This is a genomic window from Barnesiella propionica, assembly GCF_025567045.1.
Lineage (GTDB): Bacteria > Bacteroidota > Bacteroidia > Bacteroidales > Barnesiellaceae > Barnesiella_B > Barnesiella_B propionica.
In genome coordinates, this window is sequence record NZ_JAOQJK010000009.1 from 36,415 (window position 1) to 56,372 (window position 19,958).

Below are 19,958 nucleotides of genomic sequence, written 5' to 3' on the forward strand. Positions count from 1 at the left end.
ATTTAAAAAAGAATTTCGCAATAGCTAAGAATATTAATTAAACTACATAGCAACAATGGCAAAAGAACTGAAAGACTTGACCAAAAGAGGAGAAAATTATTCTCAATGGTATAATGATCTGGTTGTAAAAGCCGATTTGGCAGAGCAGTCGGCTGTAAGAGGATGCATGGTTATAAAACCTTATGGATATGCCATCTGGGAAAAAATGCAACGTCAACTCGATGATATGTTTAAAGAGACCGGACATGTAAATGCATATTTTCCATTACTTATTCCCAAGTCTTTTTTAAGCCGTGAGGCAGAGCATGTAGAAGGGTTTGCCAAGGAATGTGCCGTAGTGACTCATTACCGTCTGAAAAATGCGGCTGATGGTTCGGGGGTTGTAGTAGATCCTGCTGCGAAGCTGGAAGAAGAGCTAATCATTCGGCCTACTTCCGAAACGATTATTTGGAATACATATAAAAACTGGATACAGTCATACCGTGATTTACCTATTTTGTGTAATCAGTGGGCAAACGTTTTCCGTTGGGAAATGCGTACCCGCCTCTTCCTGCGTACGGCCGAGTTTTTATGGCAGGAAGGACATACGGCCCATGCCACCCGTGAAGAAGCCGAGGCAGAAGCCCGTCGCATGCTGGATGTTTACGGCGATTTTGCCGAGAAATATATGGCTGTTCCCGTTATAAAGGGAGTTAAGTCAGCCAACGAACGTTTTGCCGGAGCCCTCGATACCTATACGATCGAGGCAATGATGCAGGATGGTAAAGCATTACAGTCAGGTACGTCGCATTTCCTGGGACAGAATTTTGCAAAGGCGTTCGATGTTCAGTTTGTAAATAAAAATAACGAGATGGAATATGTATGGGCTACTTCGTGGGGCGTTTCCACGCGGTTAATGGGAGCTCTTATCATGACTCATAGCGATGATAACGGTTTGGTTTTGCCTCCTAAATTAGCTCCTTTCCAGGTAGTGATCATTCCTATCTACAAGAATGAAGAGCAATTGAAAGCAATCGATGCCAAAGTTGCAGGTATTATGGAGCGTCTCAAGGGTATGGGAATCTCTGTAAAATATGATAATGCCGATAATAAACGTCCCGGATTTAAATTCGCCGATTATGAATTGAAGGGTGTTCCCGTACGTTTGGTAATGGGAGGACGTGACCTGGAAAATAATACGATGGAAATTATGCGCCGTGATACGTTGGAGAAAGAGACGGTTACTTGTGAGGGCATAGAAATATATGTAAAAAAACTGTTGGATGAAATACAGGAAAATATATATAATAAAGCGCTTAAATACCGGGAAGGACATACGATTACAGTAGATTCTTATGAAGAATTTAAGGAAAAGATAGAAGACGGAGGTTTTATCCTTGCCCATTGGGACGGGACTACCGAAACAGAAGAGCGTATCAAAGAAGAAACAAAAGCTACGATACGTTGCATACCGTTCGACGGAGATAAGACACCCGGAAAATGTATGGTAACGGGCAAGCCTTCCGCTTGTCGCGTGCTGTTCGCACGTTCCTACTAGGATAAGTATTATATATGTGTATAAAGCCGGATTCTACTCGTAATCCGGCTTTTTTGTGTTCTATGATTCTATTGCCGGACAAGTAATTACGGGAAAATAAAAAAGAGATTGTCGATTATCGACAATCTCTTTTTAGTAAGTTTTTCGTTATCAATTACCGTATGACTGAGAATTTCTGGTTCTTACGAGTGTTATCTTTATAAATGACACTGATAATATAGATACCTTCGTTCAGGTCTTTTATATCGATAACTCCGTTATTCACACTGGAGGTAACCGCTTTTACAATATTCCCGGTCAGGTTGAATACGTATATACCGGCTACATCGCCCGGAACAGTGATATAATCGTTTGCAGGATTGGGATATACTCCTACGATATCGTATTGGGTATTTTCCACACCTGAATTTTGGTCGCTGTTCAGGTAAACCGGAATTTTTACCGACTGGTTCAATATGTCGTTGCTGGTGATTTCAACAATAGCTTCGTACAATGTTGTTTTCAGATCTGTTGCATTCATAGTCAATTTCACCGTTTCACTGTTCGCTCCGGTTATACTGTAGCCCGATTTGTCGGCTGTCAACCAACTGATAGCAGGAGTTCTTTCGCCTGTTATATTTGCTCTCAGGCTATTATTACTGTCCATTCCCAAATCAGCGAGCGACCACCATGTGCTTCCGCCTACATTTACAATGTCTCCGAAGCCTCTTATAGCAGGACCGGCATCAGAACCTATCTGATATGAGTTTGGCTTGAAGCCTTTGAATTTGGCTCCTATCCATAAGTCTTTGTCCGATAGGGTTACGGGATTTTCAAGAACGATATGATTCCACGATTTCGGTACTGGAACGAAAGTCTGTTCCGTGATCAGTTCCCCGTTAGTGAGTTGGCTCTTTTCACCATAGATAACGATAGAGCTGTATTCCGATGCATCCTCTACGAACACATCCACGCTGCTGATGGTCATACCTTTCAGATTGGCCAGCATTTCTCCGGGATAATATGTTGCATAAGTAGCTTCGGTTCCGCTCGACAAACCTACCGCAGTATAATTTTCTTTATCATAGTTCAGGACAAACTGTGTTTCCGGCTGTGCGGACGGTGCACGATTGATCGCAACGCGTTTACTCATTTTCGGTTTATACTGTTTCGCTTCTACCGGAGTAGCTTTGGTTATGTGCCGGTTGTTAGGAGAGTAAGGCAGTGCATATTTGATATTGACCGTGCCTGACATGTCGGTATTGTTGTCGTTCTTTATCACTATGTCGTTGCTTTTACTTTCATAGCCTTTTATGGTGGCGTCGATATATTTCGTATCTACGCTGAATGCCGGTGACGATTCCGGACGTTCTACGATCAGGGTGTAATCTTCGGTTTCTCCGTAAGCATAAGAACCGCACGGGGTAGGAGTATCGTAGCTGAGAACGATACGGAGTCTTTTTTCTCCCGGAGTGACAGTTACGTTTTGGGGAATATTTATCGTCAGTGTATCTTTTATAACATAAGACATGAAGTCTCCGCTATCATTGAAAGATCCGTTTCCGTTCCAATCTACCCATACGCCTATATAATCCCCGTATGCGTTTTTAGTCTTAACTGTTAATAAGAGACTTTCTCCCGGTAAGATTTTGGTTTTCATATCGGAATAATCGCTGTATGAAGATTTTTCTGATGTATTATCGATGTCCCCGATAGTTACCTGCGATATATATTCATAAATATCTTCAGCCCCCGATTCGCAAATCTCGCCTTCCGTACCTTTTGTCGTAGTGAATTTATAGTAATCGTCCACTATTTTCTCATCCCCTGGGGTTACATTCTTTATTTCGAAATGGTGAACTCCGGTACTGGAGCAATCTACCCGTTTTTCGAATGTATATTTATAAGTTTCCTGGCTTTTGATAGTTGCATGTATTTTTTCTGTAGCGACACGCTCGTTATCCGCCCATAATTCCAGGGTGGCGTCATCTATGTTGTCTGAACCTATATTCAGTACTTCTACCTGTACTTTTTCATATTTATCTTCGCTGGTGGAAGAAGGACTTAATATACGGTTGATTTTAAGAGCTTTTTTGCCCAGGACATCTCCATTGCCTAATAAACAGTAAGTAACGGGTAATGCAGCTACCATATAGTCTTCGCTGCTTCCCATTTGTAAAAGTCCGTATCCCGGTACCGAGCTGTTGGCCAGTAATGCGAACCAGCAGTTGGCGGGAGATTGGCCCGGAAGCAAGGAAACAGAGAGGAATCCGTTTTCCATTTTTACGACTTCTTTAAGAGAAGTTGTAAATTCATATATATCATATTCTCCGTAAGTTACACCTATAGAGTTTGCCATAAGAGCTATTTCTTCCTTATAAACTAAGTCCCCGGGGTATCCGTCTTTATTCCGGTAAAATTCTACAGAGAATCTTAAAGGCTGGCTCAGGTCTCTTTCGCAAGGTACCCAGTCTCCTTCTTCATTATAGAAGTTGAATATACCCATAAAACGTATTCCGTTTACCGCATAGTAACAACCCGAGAACGATTGGTAGAATTTTGTCGCTAAAGGCCTGCCTTGGTCCGAACTTTGAAAACCTGAATAATCGGCATCAACATCGAATTCTCCACTGTGTACCGAATTTTCGGGACAAGCTAATAACTCTTCCGGAGTAACTTCCTGAGGCGCAAAATGCATTCTTTCACCAGACGGTGTGTTTTTGTAAAATTTTGTATCATGCCCGGAGACTTTATAACCCGCCGGAGTACTGACTACCTTTTGGCTATATAGGTTTCCGATTGCAAACAGACACACAAAAAGGATTGAGAAAATTTTTTTCATGTCGTTTTTTTATTAAATATAATAATAGTCTATGCAAAAATATATATAAAGTGCATATAACCAAAACAAATGTATGTAAAATTGTAGCTAATGCTGTTTTTGTGTAATAGAGCGGGTAAAGAAAATGCCGTTTTGCATACAAATGCAAAACGGCATTCCCTGTAAAAGAAATATACTGTATTATTTTTCTACACCATCCATAATGACTTCTATTTCATTTCCCTGAGAGAACAAACTGCGGGTGAGTGCGCGCATTTGTGCCGGGGTCAGGCTGTTGAGTATATCCTCATAGTTGGTCAGTGTATTGACCCCTGTTGCTGCATATGTATTGAGTACGTTCATCCAGTATTTGTTTTCGCGCAGGTCTTCTTTATGCTTCTTCAGCATGTATTCTTTTACTTTGTTGAAGTTCTCATCCGAAGCTCCTGAGTTAACAACATTCATCAACTCTTTCTGAGCGCGTTTGTTAAGACGATCCTGTTGCTCGGGATTCGTATCGAAGCCGTACAGGAATACCCATCTGTTGGTCGTAGGGCTTACGCTTGCATTCGTACCTACACCATAAGTTCCGCCTTCTTCTTCACGAATAGTTGCTGTATATACGATGTCCATTACCTGGCTCAGAATATCCAGCAGGAGGTCGTTTCGCATGTTGTATTTTGTATTACCGGAATATACACCGTATACCGTACTTTTAGATGTTCCTGTTTCCCGGGTGAAATGATTACGTATTTTCCCTTTTTTAATGGTTTCGAGTTTACCTGCCTTTTCACGGCTGTTGTTTCCGGGGAGAGAGGCAATATATTTTTCAACCATAGGTTTCAGTGAATCGATATTTACGCTTCCTACAAATGTAAATACGAAATCCGATGCGTTGGCAAAACGCTCTTTGGCAATTTCGAGAATGCGGTCATAATTTACTGCATTCAACTCTTCTGCTTTCAGAGGACGACGTATTGACTCGGCGCTGTACATAGTCGTATATAATGAGTCGCTGAATGCATATTGAGGATTTGCCGATATGTTGGCAAGAGCTGTTTTCATTTGCGACATCCATGCGTTATACGCGTCTTCGTCCTTCATAGGAGAGGTAAAGCTCAGGTAAACCAGTTGCAGCATTGTTTCAAGATCCTTATTTACACTGCTGGCTTTAACACTTTCGGTAGTTTCTTCCAGTCTGGATTGCAAGGAAACCTGTTTGCCGGCCAAAGCTTTCTGCAACTGAACCGATGTGAAATTACCCAGCCCGCTTATATCCAGTATCTGGTTGAATACTTTTATATTTGCATCGTCTTTTGTTCCGTATAAAGAACTTCCTCCCTTGCTGACGGCAGTCATCATTATTTCATCGTTTTTGAAATCGGTTGGTTTTATGACCACCTTGGCTCCATTGGATAATATCCATTCGGTAGTTCCGAAGACAGGGTTTTCCTGACTGGACAGAATGCGTCCCGCTTTTGGTTCCTGCGATATCAAAGGTTCATTGGAAACTTTGTCTTCATAAGGAGCTATTTCTTCCTGAGTAGTTTGTTTAAAGGCTGCCAGTACCTCGTCTTTTGTCGGATAGCTTATACCTGCTTTGTCGGGTCCGGTAATGGTAATGACAACGTTATCTTCCCCAATCAGCCCTTGTATATACTGGTTCACAGCTTCCAGGGGAATTGCCGGTGCGAGCTGCTTGAACAATGTATATTCGGTTTCAATTCCCGGAACCGGATCACCGTCGGTAAAGTTGCCTATATATTCGTTTACCAGCGATGTGTTTTTACGTTTATCGCGTTCGTTATATTGTCTTTCTATTTCGGCAAGCAAAGAGGTGCGTGCGCGGTCATATTCCGAAGCGGTGAAACCATATTTGTTTACTCTTTCCGCCTCTCTTAAAAGTCCTTGTAAGCCTTTGATGGCCTCTCCGTCCTTGCACGACGCTACCATGGTAAATGCATCTTTGGTTTTCGATACGAAGAAGTCATAGTCATAAGCATAAGCTCCCAGGAACGGAGCATCCGCTTTCAATGTTTCTTCTTCCAAACGGGAACCGAACATTTGATTGATGACATATCCCATATAGCTTTTTACAAGTCCCTGTATAGTAGCATTAATCTCACGGGGCATTGTCTCATGTTTGAAATATACGGTTACATCGGTACTTGTAGCCTCTTTATCCTTATAGAATGCCACAATAGGTTCTTTATTATCGGGTACGGGATAATAAATGCGCTCGGCTGCATTTTCTTTTTTGGGGATGGAGCCGAATAATTTTTTCAGTTTAGCTTCCGTTTTATCCACATCGATATCACCTACTATAATGATTCCTTGCTGGTCCGGACGGTACCATTTATGATAATAATCCCGTAAGGTTTGGTAGGGAAAGTTCATGACTACATCCATTGTGCCTATCGGCATGCGGTTGGCATATTGGCTGCCTTCGAACATAACAGGAACCGTAGCTTCCCATATACGCCAGTTGGCATCCGAGCGCGTACGCCATTCTTCATGGATAACGCCTCTCTCTTCATCGATCTCTTTATCTTCCAGAGAGATGGCGCATGCCCAGTCATGTAGTACCAGCATACAGGAGTCCAGTAATCCTTCATTGTTGGTAGGAACGTTGGAAATACGGTATACGGTTTCGTCAAAACCTGTGTAGGCGTTGATATCCGTCCCGAATTTGATGCCGTTCTTTTCCAGATAATTCAACATAGCTTTTCCCGGGAAATGTTCTGTTCCGTTAAATGCCATGTGTTCCAAAAAGTGAGCCAGTCCCCTCTGGTCTTCATTTTCAAGTATGGAACCCACTTTTTGTGCAATGTGGAATTCGGCTCTGTTTTGTGGGGTTTCATTGTGACGGATGTAATAGGTGAGTCCGTTGTCGAGCACACCGTAACGTACAGCCGGATCGATGGGCAAAGGTTGTAATTGCTGCTGTTCTTGTGCCGAAGTTATCAAAGCAAAGAACATGCTTGCCAGGAGCAATCCCGATTTTACGATCTTGAAGTTCATAATTTATTTGATTTTAATTGAAAATATGAAATTAATAATATATTTTAATCTTCTTTATACTCTAAAATATCCCCCGGCTGGCACCCCAGTTCTTTACAAATGGCTTCCAAGGTGGAAAAACGTATAGCTTTCGCTTTCCCAGTCTTAAGAATAGACAGGTTGGCCGGAGTAATATCTATTTTCTCAGATAATTCGTTCAGCGAAATTTTGCGTTTCGCCATCATTACGTCAAGATTTACAATGATAGCCATAATTTATATTGTTAAGTCTTGTTCTTCTTTTAGTTTATAGGCGATATTCAATGTTTCGGCCAGTAGCAGAAATATAATGGCTATGGTGATATGAGGATATATTTCGTCATTACATATTTTATATCCGGGGATAGAGATATGTGCAGAACAGTATCCGATGAATATAGCCGAAGATAAATACCCCGACAGGTAGAGGACTAACATACTATATGATAACCGCCTGAGACGTTTAATGTTCTTTCTGACCATAAGACCGTCCTTGGCTACCGAAGATGTGAGCTTGCATAAATAGACTCCCATGAATATAAATGCAATGAATGTGACTAAAGACAATAATATAATTCCTCCTTGTATATAAGTGGGTACCGAGTTTTTGGGACAGAACAGTATAATATCTTCCGATAAAACGACTTTCGAGACTCCGGGAGTGGACGATGATATATTCTTCTCCAGAATATTTTCTTCCGGTTTGATATTAACGATATAAGACGGCCGGTCGGCTATATCCTTGTCATGAAGTATTTCTGAGGAATTATATCCCATAGTAAAACCCTGTACAAAACTGTAGGCGGCCGGGATTAGCAAGAAAAGAGCTATAAGCAGGCATAAAAACTGTACCTTGCGCTGTGTCTTTTTATCTGTTTGCATCATATAAATAGATTTATACTTATGCAAAGGAAACGAATTTTTAATGAAATAACAAGTAAAACAGTATATTTTTATCGAAAAACGATAAATTTCTAATGAAATACATTTATTCTTCGGCGGACGGAATAATGTAACCGTTCATCATGGCATAGAAACTGAGGCCCGATACCGTTTTAATCCCCAGTTTACAGGTAATATTCTTGCGGTGTGACAGGACCGTATTGATACTGATATTGAGACGGTCCGCTATTTCTTTGTTCAGGCATCCCCGCGCGACCAGCTGCAAGACCTCTATTTCGCGCGGACTCAGTTCTTCATGACTGTCGCTTTCGGTACGCTGACACATCGGTTTAAGTATTTGCTGCAATTGATCCACCAGATTATTCTCTTCTTCACGGATGCATAGATGGCTTATGGAATGGTCGGTAATCGTGCACGGATATTCCGTCAGTAAAATAGTACGGTTCTTTCTGGGCAGAAAAAAGTCTCCGTTACAAACAAACGTTTCTCCCGATACGAGATAAATATCGTATTTTTCGGGATTGTCCGCCAGGAATGAACCGGCACAAGTGTACAAAGCCGGCACAGGAGCCGAAAAATACACTTGTAACAGATATCTCAATCCTATGTTTATTAGTGGGAAGGGAGATATCACGGCTATTTGTTTCTGCTTCAGCATACCATTTTTAGCAGGAGGTTTGGATGGCTTCCCAAAGGGGCTTCAGTATTTTATTCCGTATCCGGTTATGTTGAGTTAGATCTTTTTCAAGCGTGTCGATAGCGAAGATAACGCCATGGCATAAATTAAGGTCGTAATCTCCGGTCAGGTGTATCACAAAAAGACTCTTCAGGTCGTTCAGTTTTTCTTCCAGACTGTCGGATTCTGTGTGATTATAAGTAAGGGTTACTTCATGGTTGTCTTCCGATAAAACCTGTAATTCTTTAGCCTTTTGTTTTATAGCCGGGAACCATTCTGTTTTATCATATTCGATACGTGCCAGAAATTCTTTTTTGAGCTCATTGAAAAATTTTCTCATCAGCTCCAGATTATTATTCTCGTTATCGCTTTTATTGATAAGCGAATTGAAGTGATGTTCAATGTTGGGTAACTGAAACTGTTCGTAATAACTGTTGGCCTTGATGAGATAATCTACTATTTGTGGAGCGCAGAAAGATTTCAGCCTTTTTTCGGGAAAATATTCTTCATTGATAAAAGTATTAATTATCGTCAGGAAGAAATCAGTATCCAGTTTTTTTTCTTCACATACCGAACGGATGCTTTTATCCCCAACTCCCAGTTTGATGCCGAATCGGTTGATAACGGGTATCAAAGAAGGCTCTTTCAATATTATTTCGCAAAGTTGCATGTCAGCATGTACGAGTGCCATATATCTTTATGTTTTATAATTCTGATCTTTGTGGTATCTATTCATTTATTATTTCATCCGGAGTGATAATAATATCCATTTTTATATCATGTGGTTCAGCAGGTAATTCCGGTATTATCTGGCAGGAGTATGCTATTCCCACTTTTAAGCACTTATGTCCGTTTAACAGACGGTCGTAATATCCTTTTCCTCGTCCCAGCCGGTTCCTTTTCCGGTCGAAAGCTATTCCGGGTACGATAACCAGATCGATAAGTTCCGGCGGATATTCATTCCCCGACGGTTCCATAATGCCATACATCCCGGTAGTGAGATTGTCTTTGCAATAACGTTTTATTACCAGTTGTTCTCCTTTTACGACCGGCAGGAATAATTCTTTATCGTTCTGCCAGCAGGTAATAAATTCTCTGGTTTCTACTTCATCCGGCAGGGAGTGGTATATGAGGATATGGGTCGCATTTATAAATTCGGGCCGTGCTTCCAACTGTTCGAAAATACGCTGCGCAGAAGAAACCTTTTCTTCTATTCCGAGAGCAGTTTTTCGTTCATTGATTAATTTTCTTATTTTATATTTTTCGTTTTTTCCTTCCGCCATTATTTTTCCTTTTCAGTGTTAGGAAAACCTTTACCCTGATCCAATAACTCCTGTGCTTTGCGAAGTGTTACATCGTCCCTGAAAAACAAGGGATAGAATGCATCATCACCTAATATATTCCGGGCAATATAGGATTGCAGTTGGTTGACGATAAGATTTCTCGAAATATTGATATACACTGGACGCGGCTTGACTCCTTTTTCTGCTGCGTAATTTACAAATTCGTTCAGTAACATATCTCCGTTGAGATAGGGCAGTATGCTTTTATGATCCTTTGCTTTGCTGAGTTCGTCCCTGTGACGGTCGGCATAATTGAATGCGAACTGGAACAAGAGCCCCTGATTGATTACATTATTATAGTAAGAAGTTATTCCGGCCGTATCTCTGGGTACGAAAATATCGGGCATGATACCGCCTCCGCCGTACACTTTCCGGCCTCCTATGGTCGTATATACCATCTCTTCGTTTTGTTTGATACTGTCCTGATTGAAAAATTCACCGTGCAGATACCTGTTCATTAGATCCATGCTGTAATCTTCGTTATCGCCCATTTTATATTCTTTCTGGATGGAACGTCCTGAAGGAGTATAATACCGGGCTACCGTAAGACGTACGGCAGAACCGTCTCCGAACGGGTATTGTTGTTGTACGAGACCTTTACCGAACGTACGGCGGCCTATAATGAGTCCCCGGTCATTATCCTGGATAGCGCCGGCAAATATTTCACTGGAGGATGCAGACCATTCGTCTGTGAGTACAACGATCTGGTTGTTCTGGAAAGCTCCGGTTCCGGTTGCATAAGCATCGTTGCGCGGGAACGATTTTCCTTCCGCATATACGATGAGCCTGTCTTTAGGCAAGAATTCGTTGACCATGTTAATAACGGCATCCATATATCCTCCCGGATTACTGCGCAGGTCTATTACATAACGGTCCGCACCTTGTTTCCTAAGACGTGCCAGAGCGTTCATGAATTCGTCATATGTTGTACGCCCGAATTTACTGATTTTAATATAACCGGTTTTAGGACTTAGCATATAAGCGACATCGACGCTGTTGACCGGAATATCTCCTCGGGTAACTTTAAATGACAGAGGTTTTTTAGAAGTGTTTCGTTTAACGCCTAATACGACTTCAGTACCTTTAGTTCCTTTCAATGTTTTAAGAACCTTTTCATTCGTAAGTTCTTTTCCTACAAACACACTGTCGTTGACCGAAACAATCCGGTCTCCGGGTAATAGTCCCGCTTTTTCCGACGGCCCTCCGGAAATAACGCTTACAACATTTATAGTATCGTTCATTAAATTGAACTGAATACCTATTCCGCTGAAATTTCCTTCGAGTTCTTCATTTACTCCTTCTACATCGCTGGCCGGGATATATACCGAGTGAGGATCGAGTTCATTTATGATTTTGGGCATGACATCTTCCACCAGTTTTTCTTGTGATACCGTATCTACATATTCGGCTTCTATCATGTTGAGAAGTGCTTCAACTTTGTTCTCGCCGGAAAAGAGAGTAGAGGTTTTTCGGGAGATCACGTCATAATAACGTCCTAAAAATATCCCGATAATAACAGCCAGAGCCAGGCTGAAAGGTACCCATACTAAACGTTTCTTTTCGTTACTCATCGTAGTAAACTATAATTTAGATTTGTTTTTTACGGTCGTTTACACTCCCGCTTCGATAAAATCAACTTTTATACCTGCTTTCTCCAGTAAATCAATGCCGTCGTGTAACCGGTAGTGTTCTGAGAATACGACCCTTTGAATTCCTGATTGGATGATTAGCTTTGCGCATTCTATACATGGAGAGGACGTGACATATAATGTCGCTCCTTCACTGCTGTTATTGCTGCGTGCCACTTTGGTTATAGCATTAGCTTCGGCGTGAAGGACGTAGGGATAAGTATGACCTGTCTCGTCTTCACATATATTTTCAAAACCAGCCGGGGTTCCGTTATATCCGTCCGAAATAATCATTTTGTCTTTTACGATAAGGGCTCCTACCTGGCGTCTTTTACAATATGAGTTTTCCGCCCATATCAGAGCCATACGAATATAACGTTTGTCTAAAGCGGTTTGTTTGTCCGATATTTGTTCCATATAATGAAGTAGTCCTTTCTGCCTTTTTCGTATTAGTTGCTCCGGGAGAGTTTAAGTCTGCCGGAAAGAACGTTGCAAAGGTAAGTCTTTTTATGAATATTGATATTTTTACGGCTGGTTTTTTCTACGATAATATGTAAAAAAAACGGTGTGAAACATGATTTTGTTTATGTAGAACCGGACCGTTTTCTAATGAAGAAAACGGTCCGGTTTAGTTTTTTGATTTATATGTTTATCTCTCAGTTTTACTTTCTTGCATCTCCTTTTTCCAGGTGGTGGCACAAAAAATAAGAGCGAGGATACTGGCTATGATCATCAGCCAGAAAGATGCATTCCATCCCATATGGTCAACGATACTTCCCATGGTGATTTTGGCAAGTATAGCGTCGCCGATAAGATAACCGAACAGACCTACGAATCCGGCTGCTGTCCCTGCCGCATTTTTGGGAACGAGATTTACCGCCTGTACTCCTATTAAGGCTACCGGGCCATAGATACAAAAACCAACGAAAATCAGGGCGCAATAAACTATCGTATGTAATATCGTATGAAAATCTGTTCCGAATGCCGATGACAAGAGAGTTGCAATAGATGTGGCTTTCCAGTACAGGATGATCCCGAGCAGGACGAGTGCCATGTAAATGACATTAGCCGGAGCACAACGCCCCTTAAAGTATTTGGAGGATATCCATCCGCAGATAATAGTTCCCGGAACACCGGCGTAATTATGCAAAGAAAATGCAAGGTTTCCCTGCTCCTGGGAAAATCCCAGCATCGTACATAAATAGGTAACCGACCAGTCTCCTGCACCATAGCGTACTAGATATACAAAAGCATTAGCCAGTGCGATAAGCCATAATACTTTATTCTTGAACACATATTCGACAAATAGAGTTTTGAAGGGTATTTTTTCTTCATCGTTCTTTGTTTTCTTTGCGGAGAAATCCTTACGGTATTCGTCTATAGGAGGCAGTCCGCAGGATTGTGGGGTATCTCTTATTGCCCACCAGCAAAATAAAGCTATTACGACGGCTACGGCACTCGGAAATATAAATGCACCTCTCCAGGCTTGAGATATTTCACTTCCATTTGTCAGTGTCACTGTACAGATTCCCGCCATTAAAACCATTCCTACTGTTGCCAGATTTCCTAATGCGCCGCTTCCTATCGTGTGTGAAGTATTCCAGATAGACATTTTAAAACTCCGTTCATTTTGGGAGAACCAATGCACCATAATACGTCCGCAAGGAGGCCAACCCATTCCCGAAAGCCAGCCGATGACGAGCATAAATAGAAACATGACGGCTACTGAGCTTGTAGCAAAAGGAAAAATTCCTACAGACATCATGACGAGTGCTGACAATATAAGCCCGATGACCAGAAATTTCCGGGAGTCGGAACGGTCCGATAAGCTGCCCATCAGGAATTTACTGAAAGCATAAGCGATAGATATGCCGCTCATAGCGAAACCTATCTGTGCATAATCCAGTTCCAGGCCCCCTTCGGCTACTGATTTTTGCATTTCGGGAGATGCGAGCGCCATATTCTTACGCACCAGATAATAACCTGCATAACCGAAGAATGCTCCCAAAAATACTTTTAACCGCATTTTCTTATAGGTAGAGGCTATTTTGTTCTCCGGTAATAATGGTTTTGCTTTGGGCGGACTGAAGAAATCGGACAAAATGTTTGACATGATATGAATAATTTGTAAGGTTGAATATGTTTTTTTGAGTGGATAAATATAGTAAAAAAAAGAATAAGAAATATATTATGCTTTCTTTTTCTTTTCTTTTGAGGCCCGTATTCTTTGAATTATGCTTAGTGTGGTTTTTAATAAACTGATAATCTTTATATTATGTCCGTGATGCTATCTGGCTCTTATATATGTTTTATTTGCAGTAGGTGAAAATAAAAAAACGTTTGGACCAGTAGTCCAAACGTTTTTTAGAATAAGATATCTTTTGATTTATTTAAGAATACCGTCACGTTTCATAAGAGCTTCGATAGTAGGCTCGCTGCCTTTGAAGCGTTTATAAAGTACCATCGGGTTTTCTGTTCCTCCGCGTTTGAGGATATTATCGCGGAAAGAAGCAGCTGTAGCCGGATCGAAAATTCCGTGTGCTTTAAATACCGCGAAAGCATCTGCGTCGAGTACTTCGGCCCATTTATATCCATAGTATCCGGCTGCATATCCTCCTGAGAAAATATGACTGAACTGCGGGCTGATAGCTGTTCCGTCCACCAGAGGAGTTATTTGTGTGCGTTCTATAGCTGTACGTTCAAAGTTAATAGCATCTCCGGGGACGGGAGCAGAAATCGTATGCCAGGCCATATCAAGAAGGCCGAATGTAAGCTGACGCACGCAAGCATAAGCAGCGTTGAACCGACCTGCGTTCTTGATTTTCTCTACCAGTTCGGCCGGTATTTTTTCGCCTGTTTTATAATGTACGGCGAAACCATCCAGGAACTCTTTTTCGGACAGGTAATTTTCGTTGAACTGGGATGGAAGTTCGACAAAGTCATGGTATACGCTGGTTCCGGAAAGCGAAGGATAGGTAACTTCGGAGAGCAGACCATGCAAAGAATGTCCGAATTCATGAAGGAATGTCTCTACCTCATCGTATGTAAGGAGAGCAGGAGCCGTTTCTGTAGGACGGGTAAAGTTCATTACGATTGTTACGTGCGGACGGCTGTCGTTACCTTTCTCATCCTTCCATTGCCCTTTAAATTCTGTCATCCAGGCTCCGCTTCGTTTCCCTTCACGGGGGAAGAAGTCGGTATAAATTATACCTACATATTTTCCATTAGCGTCTCTTACTTCAAATGCTTCGACTTCCGGATGATATACGGGAATTTTACTGTTTTTGGTGAATGTAAGACCGTATAGTTTAGTTGCCAGACCGAATACTCCTTTTTTTACATGTTCCAGTTCAAAGTAGGGACGGAGCATTTCATCATTGAGGCTGTATTTGATATCTTTCAACTGGTTGGCATAGAAAGAGAAATCCCACGGCATAATGGTTACGTCGCTGCCTTCTTTACCGATAGCGAAGCCTTCTATTTCTTTTACTTCCTGGACAGCAACGGGTTTGTAAGCTTCCAGTAGCTGGTTTAGTAATTTATATACATTAGAGCTGTTTTGCGCCATCGTATGTTCCAGCTTATATTCGGCATAGTTTGGTTTGTCAAAAAGTTTAGCTATTTCCATACGGACTTCGGCGATACGTTTTAGAACAGGAATATTATTATATTCTCCGTCCAAATTTCTGGAATTGTATGCGCGGTATAATTTTTCACGCAGGTCGCGTCGTGTCGAATATTTCATGAAAGGAGCATAGCTGGGATAGGAAAGATTGACCAGATAACCTTCTTTCCCTTTGCTCTTAGCCAGAGTTGCGGCTCCGTCTATCGCACTTTGAGGGAGGCCTTCCAGGTCGTTTTCTGTCAGCTCCATACTGAATAAATTTTGTTCCTTCAATACATTTTGCCCGAATGTCAAAGTTAATTGGCTCAGTTCGGAAGAAAGTGCACGGTATTTTTCTCTGTCTTCGCCTTGAAGATTGGCTCCTTGGCGAGCCATGGAATCATACGTCTCGTCCAGTAACATACGTTGTTCGGGGGTCAGTTCCAACAGGTCGCGTTTGTCATATACGAATTTTATGCGTTCGAACAATTTTTCGTTCAGACTGATGTTGTTACTGTGTTCCGATAATTTAGGGGAAATACGTTGCGATATCTCCATCATTTCCGGAGTACTTTCGGCACTTAATAAAGCGAAAAAAACATTAGCTACACGACTCAACAATTGTCCTGAACGGTCAAGAGCTTCTATCGTGTTTTCGAAGGTCGGCATTGACCGTTGGTTTACTATAGCGTCTATTTCTTTCTGGTGTTCTGCCATACCTTTTTCAAAAGCCGGTTCATAGTCGGTTATTTTGATTTTGTCAAAAGGTACGGTTTCGTACGGTGTTTTGTACTTTCCGAAAAACGGATTGGCTGCTTGTGTCATAAGCGTAAATGCGGTTAAAAGCAATAATACTATTTTTCTCATTACAGTGTTATTAGTGTTATATTACAAAGGTCTTAATAATCCGGCATACACATATCTATTTATTATTAATAAATATTAATCGTTGATTTTTTGCCGTTGAAAACATTAATAACAAACATTTTGTGTAAAGTAATTAGGGTATCTGTCATGAACGATTGTTCTGTTAACCGGTACAAGGCAGCCCTGTCTTGATAAGATAATCTATACCTGCAGATTTTATTAGGAACCGATGAAGATACGGTATCATTTCGTATCCCCTTCAGGCTTGATAAGGCTGCATACTATACATTAGCTGGTCGAGCAAGATAGGTATGTCGTTTGCCGGAATACCTGCATGTAACAGATCGTCCATATCCTGTTTGAAAGAAGCCATGAAACGGTGGGTATCGCCACCCGACGATATGATACTTTGCCTGTAATATTCGATGGCTTTCCTGATATGTCCCAGTGAAAATTCTGCATGGCCGGCATTCAGGTAATCTTGAGGAGTAGGCTTATCTTCCAGTATTTTTTCGTAATAACGCAATGCTTGTTCGCTTTTGTCGGTAAGAAAAGAACACCATGCGATAGGCCTCCAGGCTTTATGTCCTTTCGGGTCGAGATAGTCTACTTTGAAATAATGCCGTAAAGCGGCTTCATAATCTTTTTGTTCCAGATAACAGTGCCCGATATTCATTTCGACAGATAGGTTATCCGGATTTATTTTTTCGGCCCGGTGATAATAATCCAGAGCCATTTCCGGCTTTTTAAGATTCCGGTAACAAGTTGCTATACGCCTAATGGTCCAGAAACTGTTCGGATTGATAATCTCGGCTTTCAGATATGCTTCCAGAGCTTCGGCATACTGGTCGGTCATTTGATAACAATATCCTATTTTCTGGTATATATCGCTGTCGGAATGATAACGTTCCGACAGTTTTTCAAATAATTCCAGTGCGTCATCGTAATACTCCCGTTTGAAATAATATTCTCCTATGAGCCTGAGGCTGTTATCGTCGGAGAACACAGATTCCAGTAAAGGTACATGCAACAGGTTCAAATGTGTAACGAACGGATCTTCGAACTCTCCTCTCCTGTTATACAGTTTGAAGAACCGGTACAAGTCCTGAATATATCGGTTCGAAATGTTCTCCCTTGTTTTACTGGCCTTATATAATTCTTCACTTTCGTTCTCTTTTAAATCCATACCTTCTGCCCCGAATTGTGACATCATCATTTGTCTCTGGTTTTCGGGGACCTGGGTAAGGGTAAGGCAGAATGAATATTTATCGGAATTACACAAGAATCCCGAAACGTCTATTATCTTTTTGAAATTATTTCCCATGCTGTTATTTCCGAAAACATTGCGTAATGCACTATGATCGGGAGTAAAAGGGAGGAACCAGTTTCCTATTTCATTAAAGAAAGGAAAATTCTTGAGTTGAGCGAAAGTGCTCATGAACACGTCGGCACCTTCCATTTGCAGGTCGTTAAGCTCTTTCATCTTCTTTTCGATGCCGCTTTTTTCCAGCATTTCCTGCCATTCGGGATTTTTATCCAAGGCTGTCATATCATTCATGAGATCTTCCTGCTTTATTTTTTTATAAAGCGAAGGACTTATTTTCATCATCTGTGGCAGTAATTCTTCTTTCAGCTTACGTGATATCTTTTCTGTTTCCCGGCTTTTTATGAATTGCAGGAAAATATTACGTACATCGGTATTGAAACGGCTGTCTTCTTTTAAAGTATCGATTCTGTTTTTAAGTTTTTCCGAGAGGGATAATCTTTCCTTGTAAAGATACAGGATAATAAGGGCTCCGCATAGAGAACGAAGTTGCACCTCTTCGGAATTATGATTATAGCCGTCCAACAGTATCAGGAGTTTTTGTTCGTTGAACCTGTGCATCAGATTCAGGGTTAGCGCCGAAACGATAAGAGCTGTTATATTTTCGGGATAGCGGTTGGGAGTAAGTGCATCTTTTAATGCCATGTAATCGCTTTCGATGGCCGGATAATTGGTCCAGATGTTAATAAAAAGGTTTTCTCCGTCTTTTTCTACAGTACGTTTCATTTCCGCAAGCTTTGTATTCTCGGTGTCCGTTTCATCCAGTAGAGAGGCGAGGGAAAGATTATTGATATCGTTGTCGCATTTTTCGAAATCGTGAGCCAGCGTATATTCGGGATGGTTGGCCAGATAACGGCGATGGCTGTAATAAAAAGACGTAGATTCTTTTGTAAGCAACAGGTCGGTGACACGGTCGGTCAGCCGGTATGACGATATGACTAGCTGGTCGTATATTTTTTTTCTTTCCGGATCTTCTGCTCCGTCCAGCATGTATTGAATCATATACCGGTATGATGTTTCCATTTCGTTCAGCTTGTCGGTACTTTGCCAGTCCTGTAGTGGAGTAACAAGAAGATTTAGTTTTTCAAAAGATTCTTTCAGGCGGCGTTCGGCCAGTAAAGTATATATTTCTTTTTGTTTTTGTATGATTTCCGAAACTGTCATATTATAAGTCCCTTCTTTTTATTGGGTGAATGAGTTATATATTTGTCATGTTTTTTGTATAACAATTCAAAGGGCAAATAGTGTGCCAATATTTTGCAAGATAGTAAAAATATCGTTTATGTAAGTTTCTGCAGTTATAAAGTTAATTCTTTTTTAAGTTGAGCATTCTTGCAAATACGGGGAATTTCGTTAAATTTGCCCTAAAAACCGGTTAACTATGATACAACGAATTCAAACTATTTATTTATTGATAGCCGCCGTTATGATGGCAATTTTTCTTTTTGTTCCTTTTGCACAGTTCTTTACGCCCGATGCGCTATATCGTTTCGATGCAATGGGGATACAGACGATAGGAGATCCCGCGACGGCTCTTTCTACCTCTACGTGGGGAGCCTTCATTCTTATTGCTTTGACCGCAATTATTTCGTTCATTGCTATTTTTATGTATAACAATCGTCCGTTACAAATGAAAATGTGTATTATAAATGTGTTTTTCCTGATAACCGTTTATATTGTTATATTTTTGTATATCTGGACGGTGAAAGATGATTTGCAGGCAGAGTCGATTGTCTATAGTCCGTATCTTATTTTCCCGTTGGTGGCGCTTATGCTGGATTCGATCGCTTTCAAGGCAATATTGAAAGATGAGAAACTGATACGGGCTGCCGATCGCATCAGATAATATCGTATTTATATTAGAAACAAATGCGAGGTTTGTCGTGAGAGATGTCCTCTTTTTCCAAAGAGGACGTGTTTTCAGGTGTTATTTTGAGTTGAGAAAACACTAAAACTAACTGGGAGACTACATGAAAGTGAATTTTGGTGTTTCTAATATATACTATTTGTTGGTGTTTGAAGTGCTCGAAATAAAGTTTTTCTGTGATAAAAAGCAGATTTTAAATATATAGGAGAAGAAAAGCGTATGTAATCTGAACATAAAGATATACACACGCTTTTTTAAATATCCGATTATCATTAATTTATGTGGATTATTAATAGATAGTATTAGTCGAGCTGTTTGCTATTTTGAATAATCAGATTATGCTATACCATATTATTGGGGAATAATATGCC

At 41.0% G+C, this 19,958-nt stretch carries 14 protein-coding genes; 2 read left to right on the plus strand and 12 right to left on the minus strand.

All coding sequences use genetic code 11. The annotated features are described in order from the left end of the window. Nucleotides 1-55: 55 nt before the first annotated feature. Nucleotides 56-1,537 (plus strand): proline--tRNA ligase, encoded by a 1,482-nt coding sequence (gene proS, locus OCV73_RS11885; RefSeq protein WP_147552476.1) that lies wholly within the window; start codon nt 56-58, stop codon nt 1,535-1,537. 154 nt (nt 1,538-1,691) lie between these two features. Here proS and OCV73_RS11890 read toward each other — a convergent pair whose 3' ends face one another. The 12 genes from OCV73_RS11890 to OCV73_RS11945 form a co-directional block, all read right to left on the minus strand. Beyond that, nucleotides 1,692-4,358, minus strand: coding sequence for a GEVED domain-containing protein (locus tag OCV73_RS11890; RefSeq protein WP_147552477.1), 2,667 nt, complete (start codon nt 4,356-4,358; stop codon nt 1,692-1,694). 180 nt (nt 4,359-4,538) lie between these two features. Beyond that, nucleotides 4,539-7,358, minus strand: a complete 2,820-nt coding sequence (locus OCV73_RS11895) for a M16 family metallopeptidase (RefSeq protein WP_147552479.1) — start codon at nt 7,356-7,358, stop codon at nt 4,539-4,541. A gap of 44 nt (nt 7,359-7,402) precedes the next feature. Next, the gene (locus OCV73_RS11900) at nt 7,403-7,609 is read right to left on the minus strand and encodes a helix-turn-helix domain-containing protein (RefSeq protein WP_147552481.1); all 207 of its coding nucleotides are present in this window, start codon (nt 7,607-7,609) and stop codon (nt 7,403-7,405) included. A gap of 3 nt (nt 7,610-7,612) precedes the next feature. After that, a complete protein-coding gene (locus OCV73_RS11905; RefSeq protein ID WP_147552483.1) occupies nt 7,613-8,260 on the minus strand; it encodes a DUF2975 domain-containing protein in 648 nt (215 codons plus the stop codon). Nucleotides 8,261-8,363: 103 nt separating this feature from the next. Further along, nucleotides 8,364-8,936, minus strand: coding sequence for a response regulator transcription factor (locus OCV73_RS11910; RefSeq protein WP_147552485.1), 573 nt, complete (start codon nt 8,934-8,936; stop codon nt 8,364-8,366). A gap of 7 nt (nt 8,937-8,943) precedes the next feature. Then, complete coding sequence (locus OCV73_RS11915; RefSeq protein ID WP_147552487.1) at nt 8,944-9,645, minus strand: helix-turn-helix transcriptional regulator; 702 nt, start codon at nt 9,643-9,645, stop codon at nt 8,944-8,946. A 37-nt stretch (nt 9,646-9,682) separates the two neighbouring features. Next, on the minus strand, nt 9,683-10,237 hold the full coding sequence (locus OCV73_RS11920; protein ID WP_147552488.1) for a 5-formyltetrahydrofolate cyclo-ligase: 555 nt from the start codon (nt 10,235-10,237) through the stop codon (nt 9,683-9,685). Next, nucleotides 10,237-11,868, minus strand: coding sequence for a S41 family peptidase (locus OCV73_RS11925; RefSeq protein ID WP_147552490.1), 1,632 nt, complete (start codon nt 11,866-11,868; stop codon nt 10,237-10,239). The genes OCV73_RS11920 and OCV73_RS11925 overlap by 1 nt, the downstream gene beginning before the upstream one ends. 39 nt (nt 11,869-11,907) lie before the next feature. Further along, nucleotides 11,908-12,342 carry a dCMP deaminase family protein gene (locus OCV73_RS11930; protein ID WP_147552492.1) on the minus strand — a complete coding sequence of 145 codons (435 nt, stop codon included), beginning with the start codon at nt 12,340-12,342 and terminating at the stop codon, nt 11,908-11,910. Nucleotides 12,343-12,574: 232 nt separating this feature from the next. Further along, entirely contained in the window at nt 12,575-14,038 is a 1,464-nt protein-coding gene (locus OCV73_RS11935) for an MFS transporter (RefSeq protein ID WP_147552494.1), read from the minus strand. Between the two features lie 273 nt (nt 14,039-14,311). Further along, the gene (locus OCV73_RS11940) at nt 14,312-16,396 is read right to left on the minus strand and encodes a M3 family metallopeptidase (RefSeq protein ID WP_176896922.1); all 2,085 of its coding nucleotides are present in this window, start codon (nt 16,394-16,396) and stop codon (nt 14,312-14,314) included. 259 nt (nt 16,397-16,655) lie between these two features. Next, nucleotides 16,656-18,884, minus strand: a complete 2,229-nt coding sequence (locus OCV73_RS11945; RefSeq protein WP_147552495.1) for a tetratricopeptide repeat protein — start codon at nt 18,882-18,884, stop codon at nt 16,656-16,658. Nucleotides 18,885-19,101: 217 nt separating this feature from the next. Here OCV73_RS11945 and OCV73_RS11950 point away from each other — a divergent pair, with 217 nt between their 5' ends. Continuing rightward, nucleotides 19,102-19,566: a DUF4293 domain-containing protein gene (locus OCV73_RS11950; RefSeq protein ID WP_147552497.1), complete on the plus strand. Its 465-nt coding sequence runs from the start codon at nt 19,102-19,104 to the stop codon at nt 19,564-19,566. Nucleotides 19,567-19,958 lie beyond the last annotated feature (392 nt).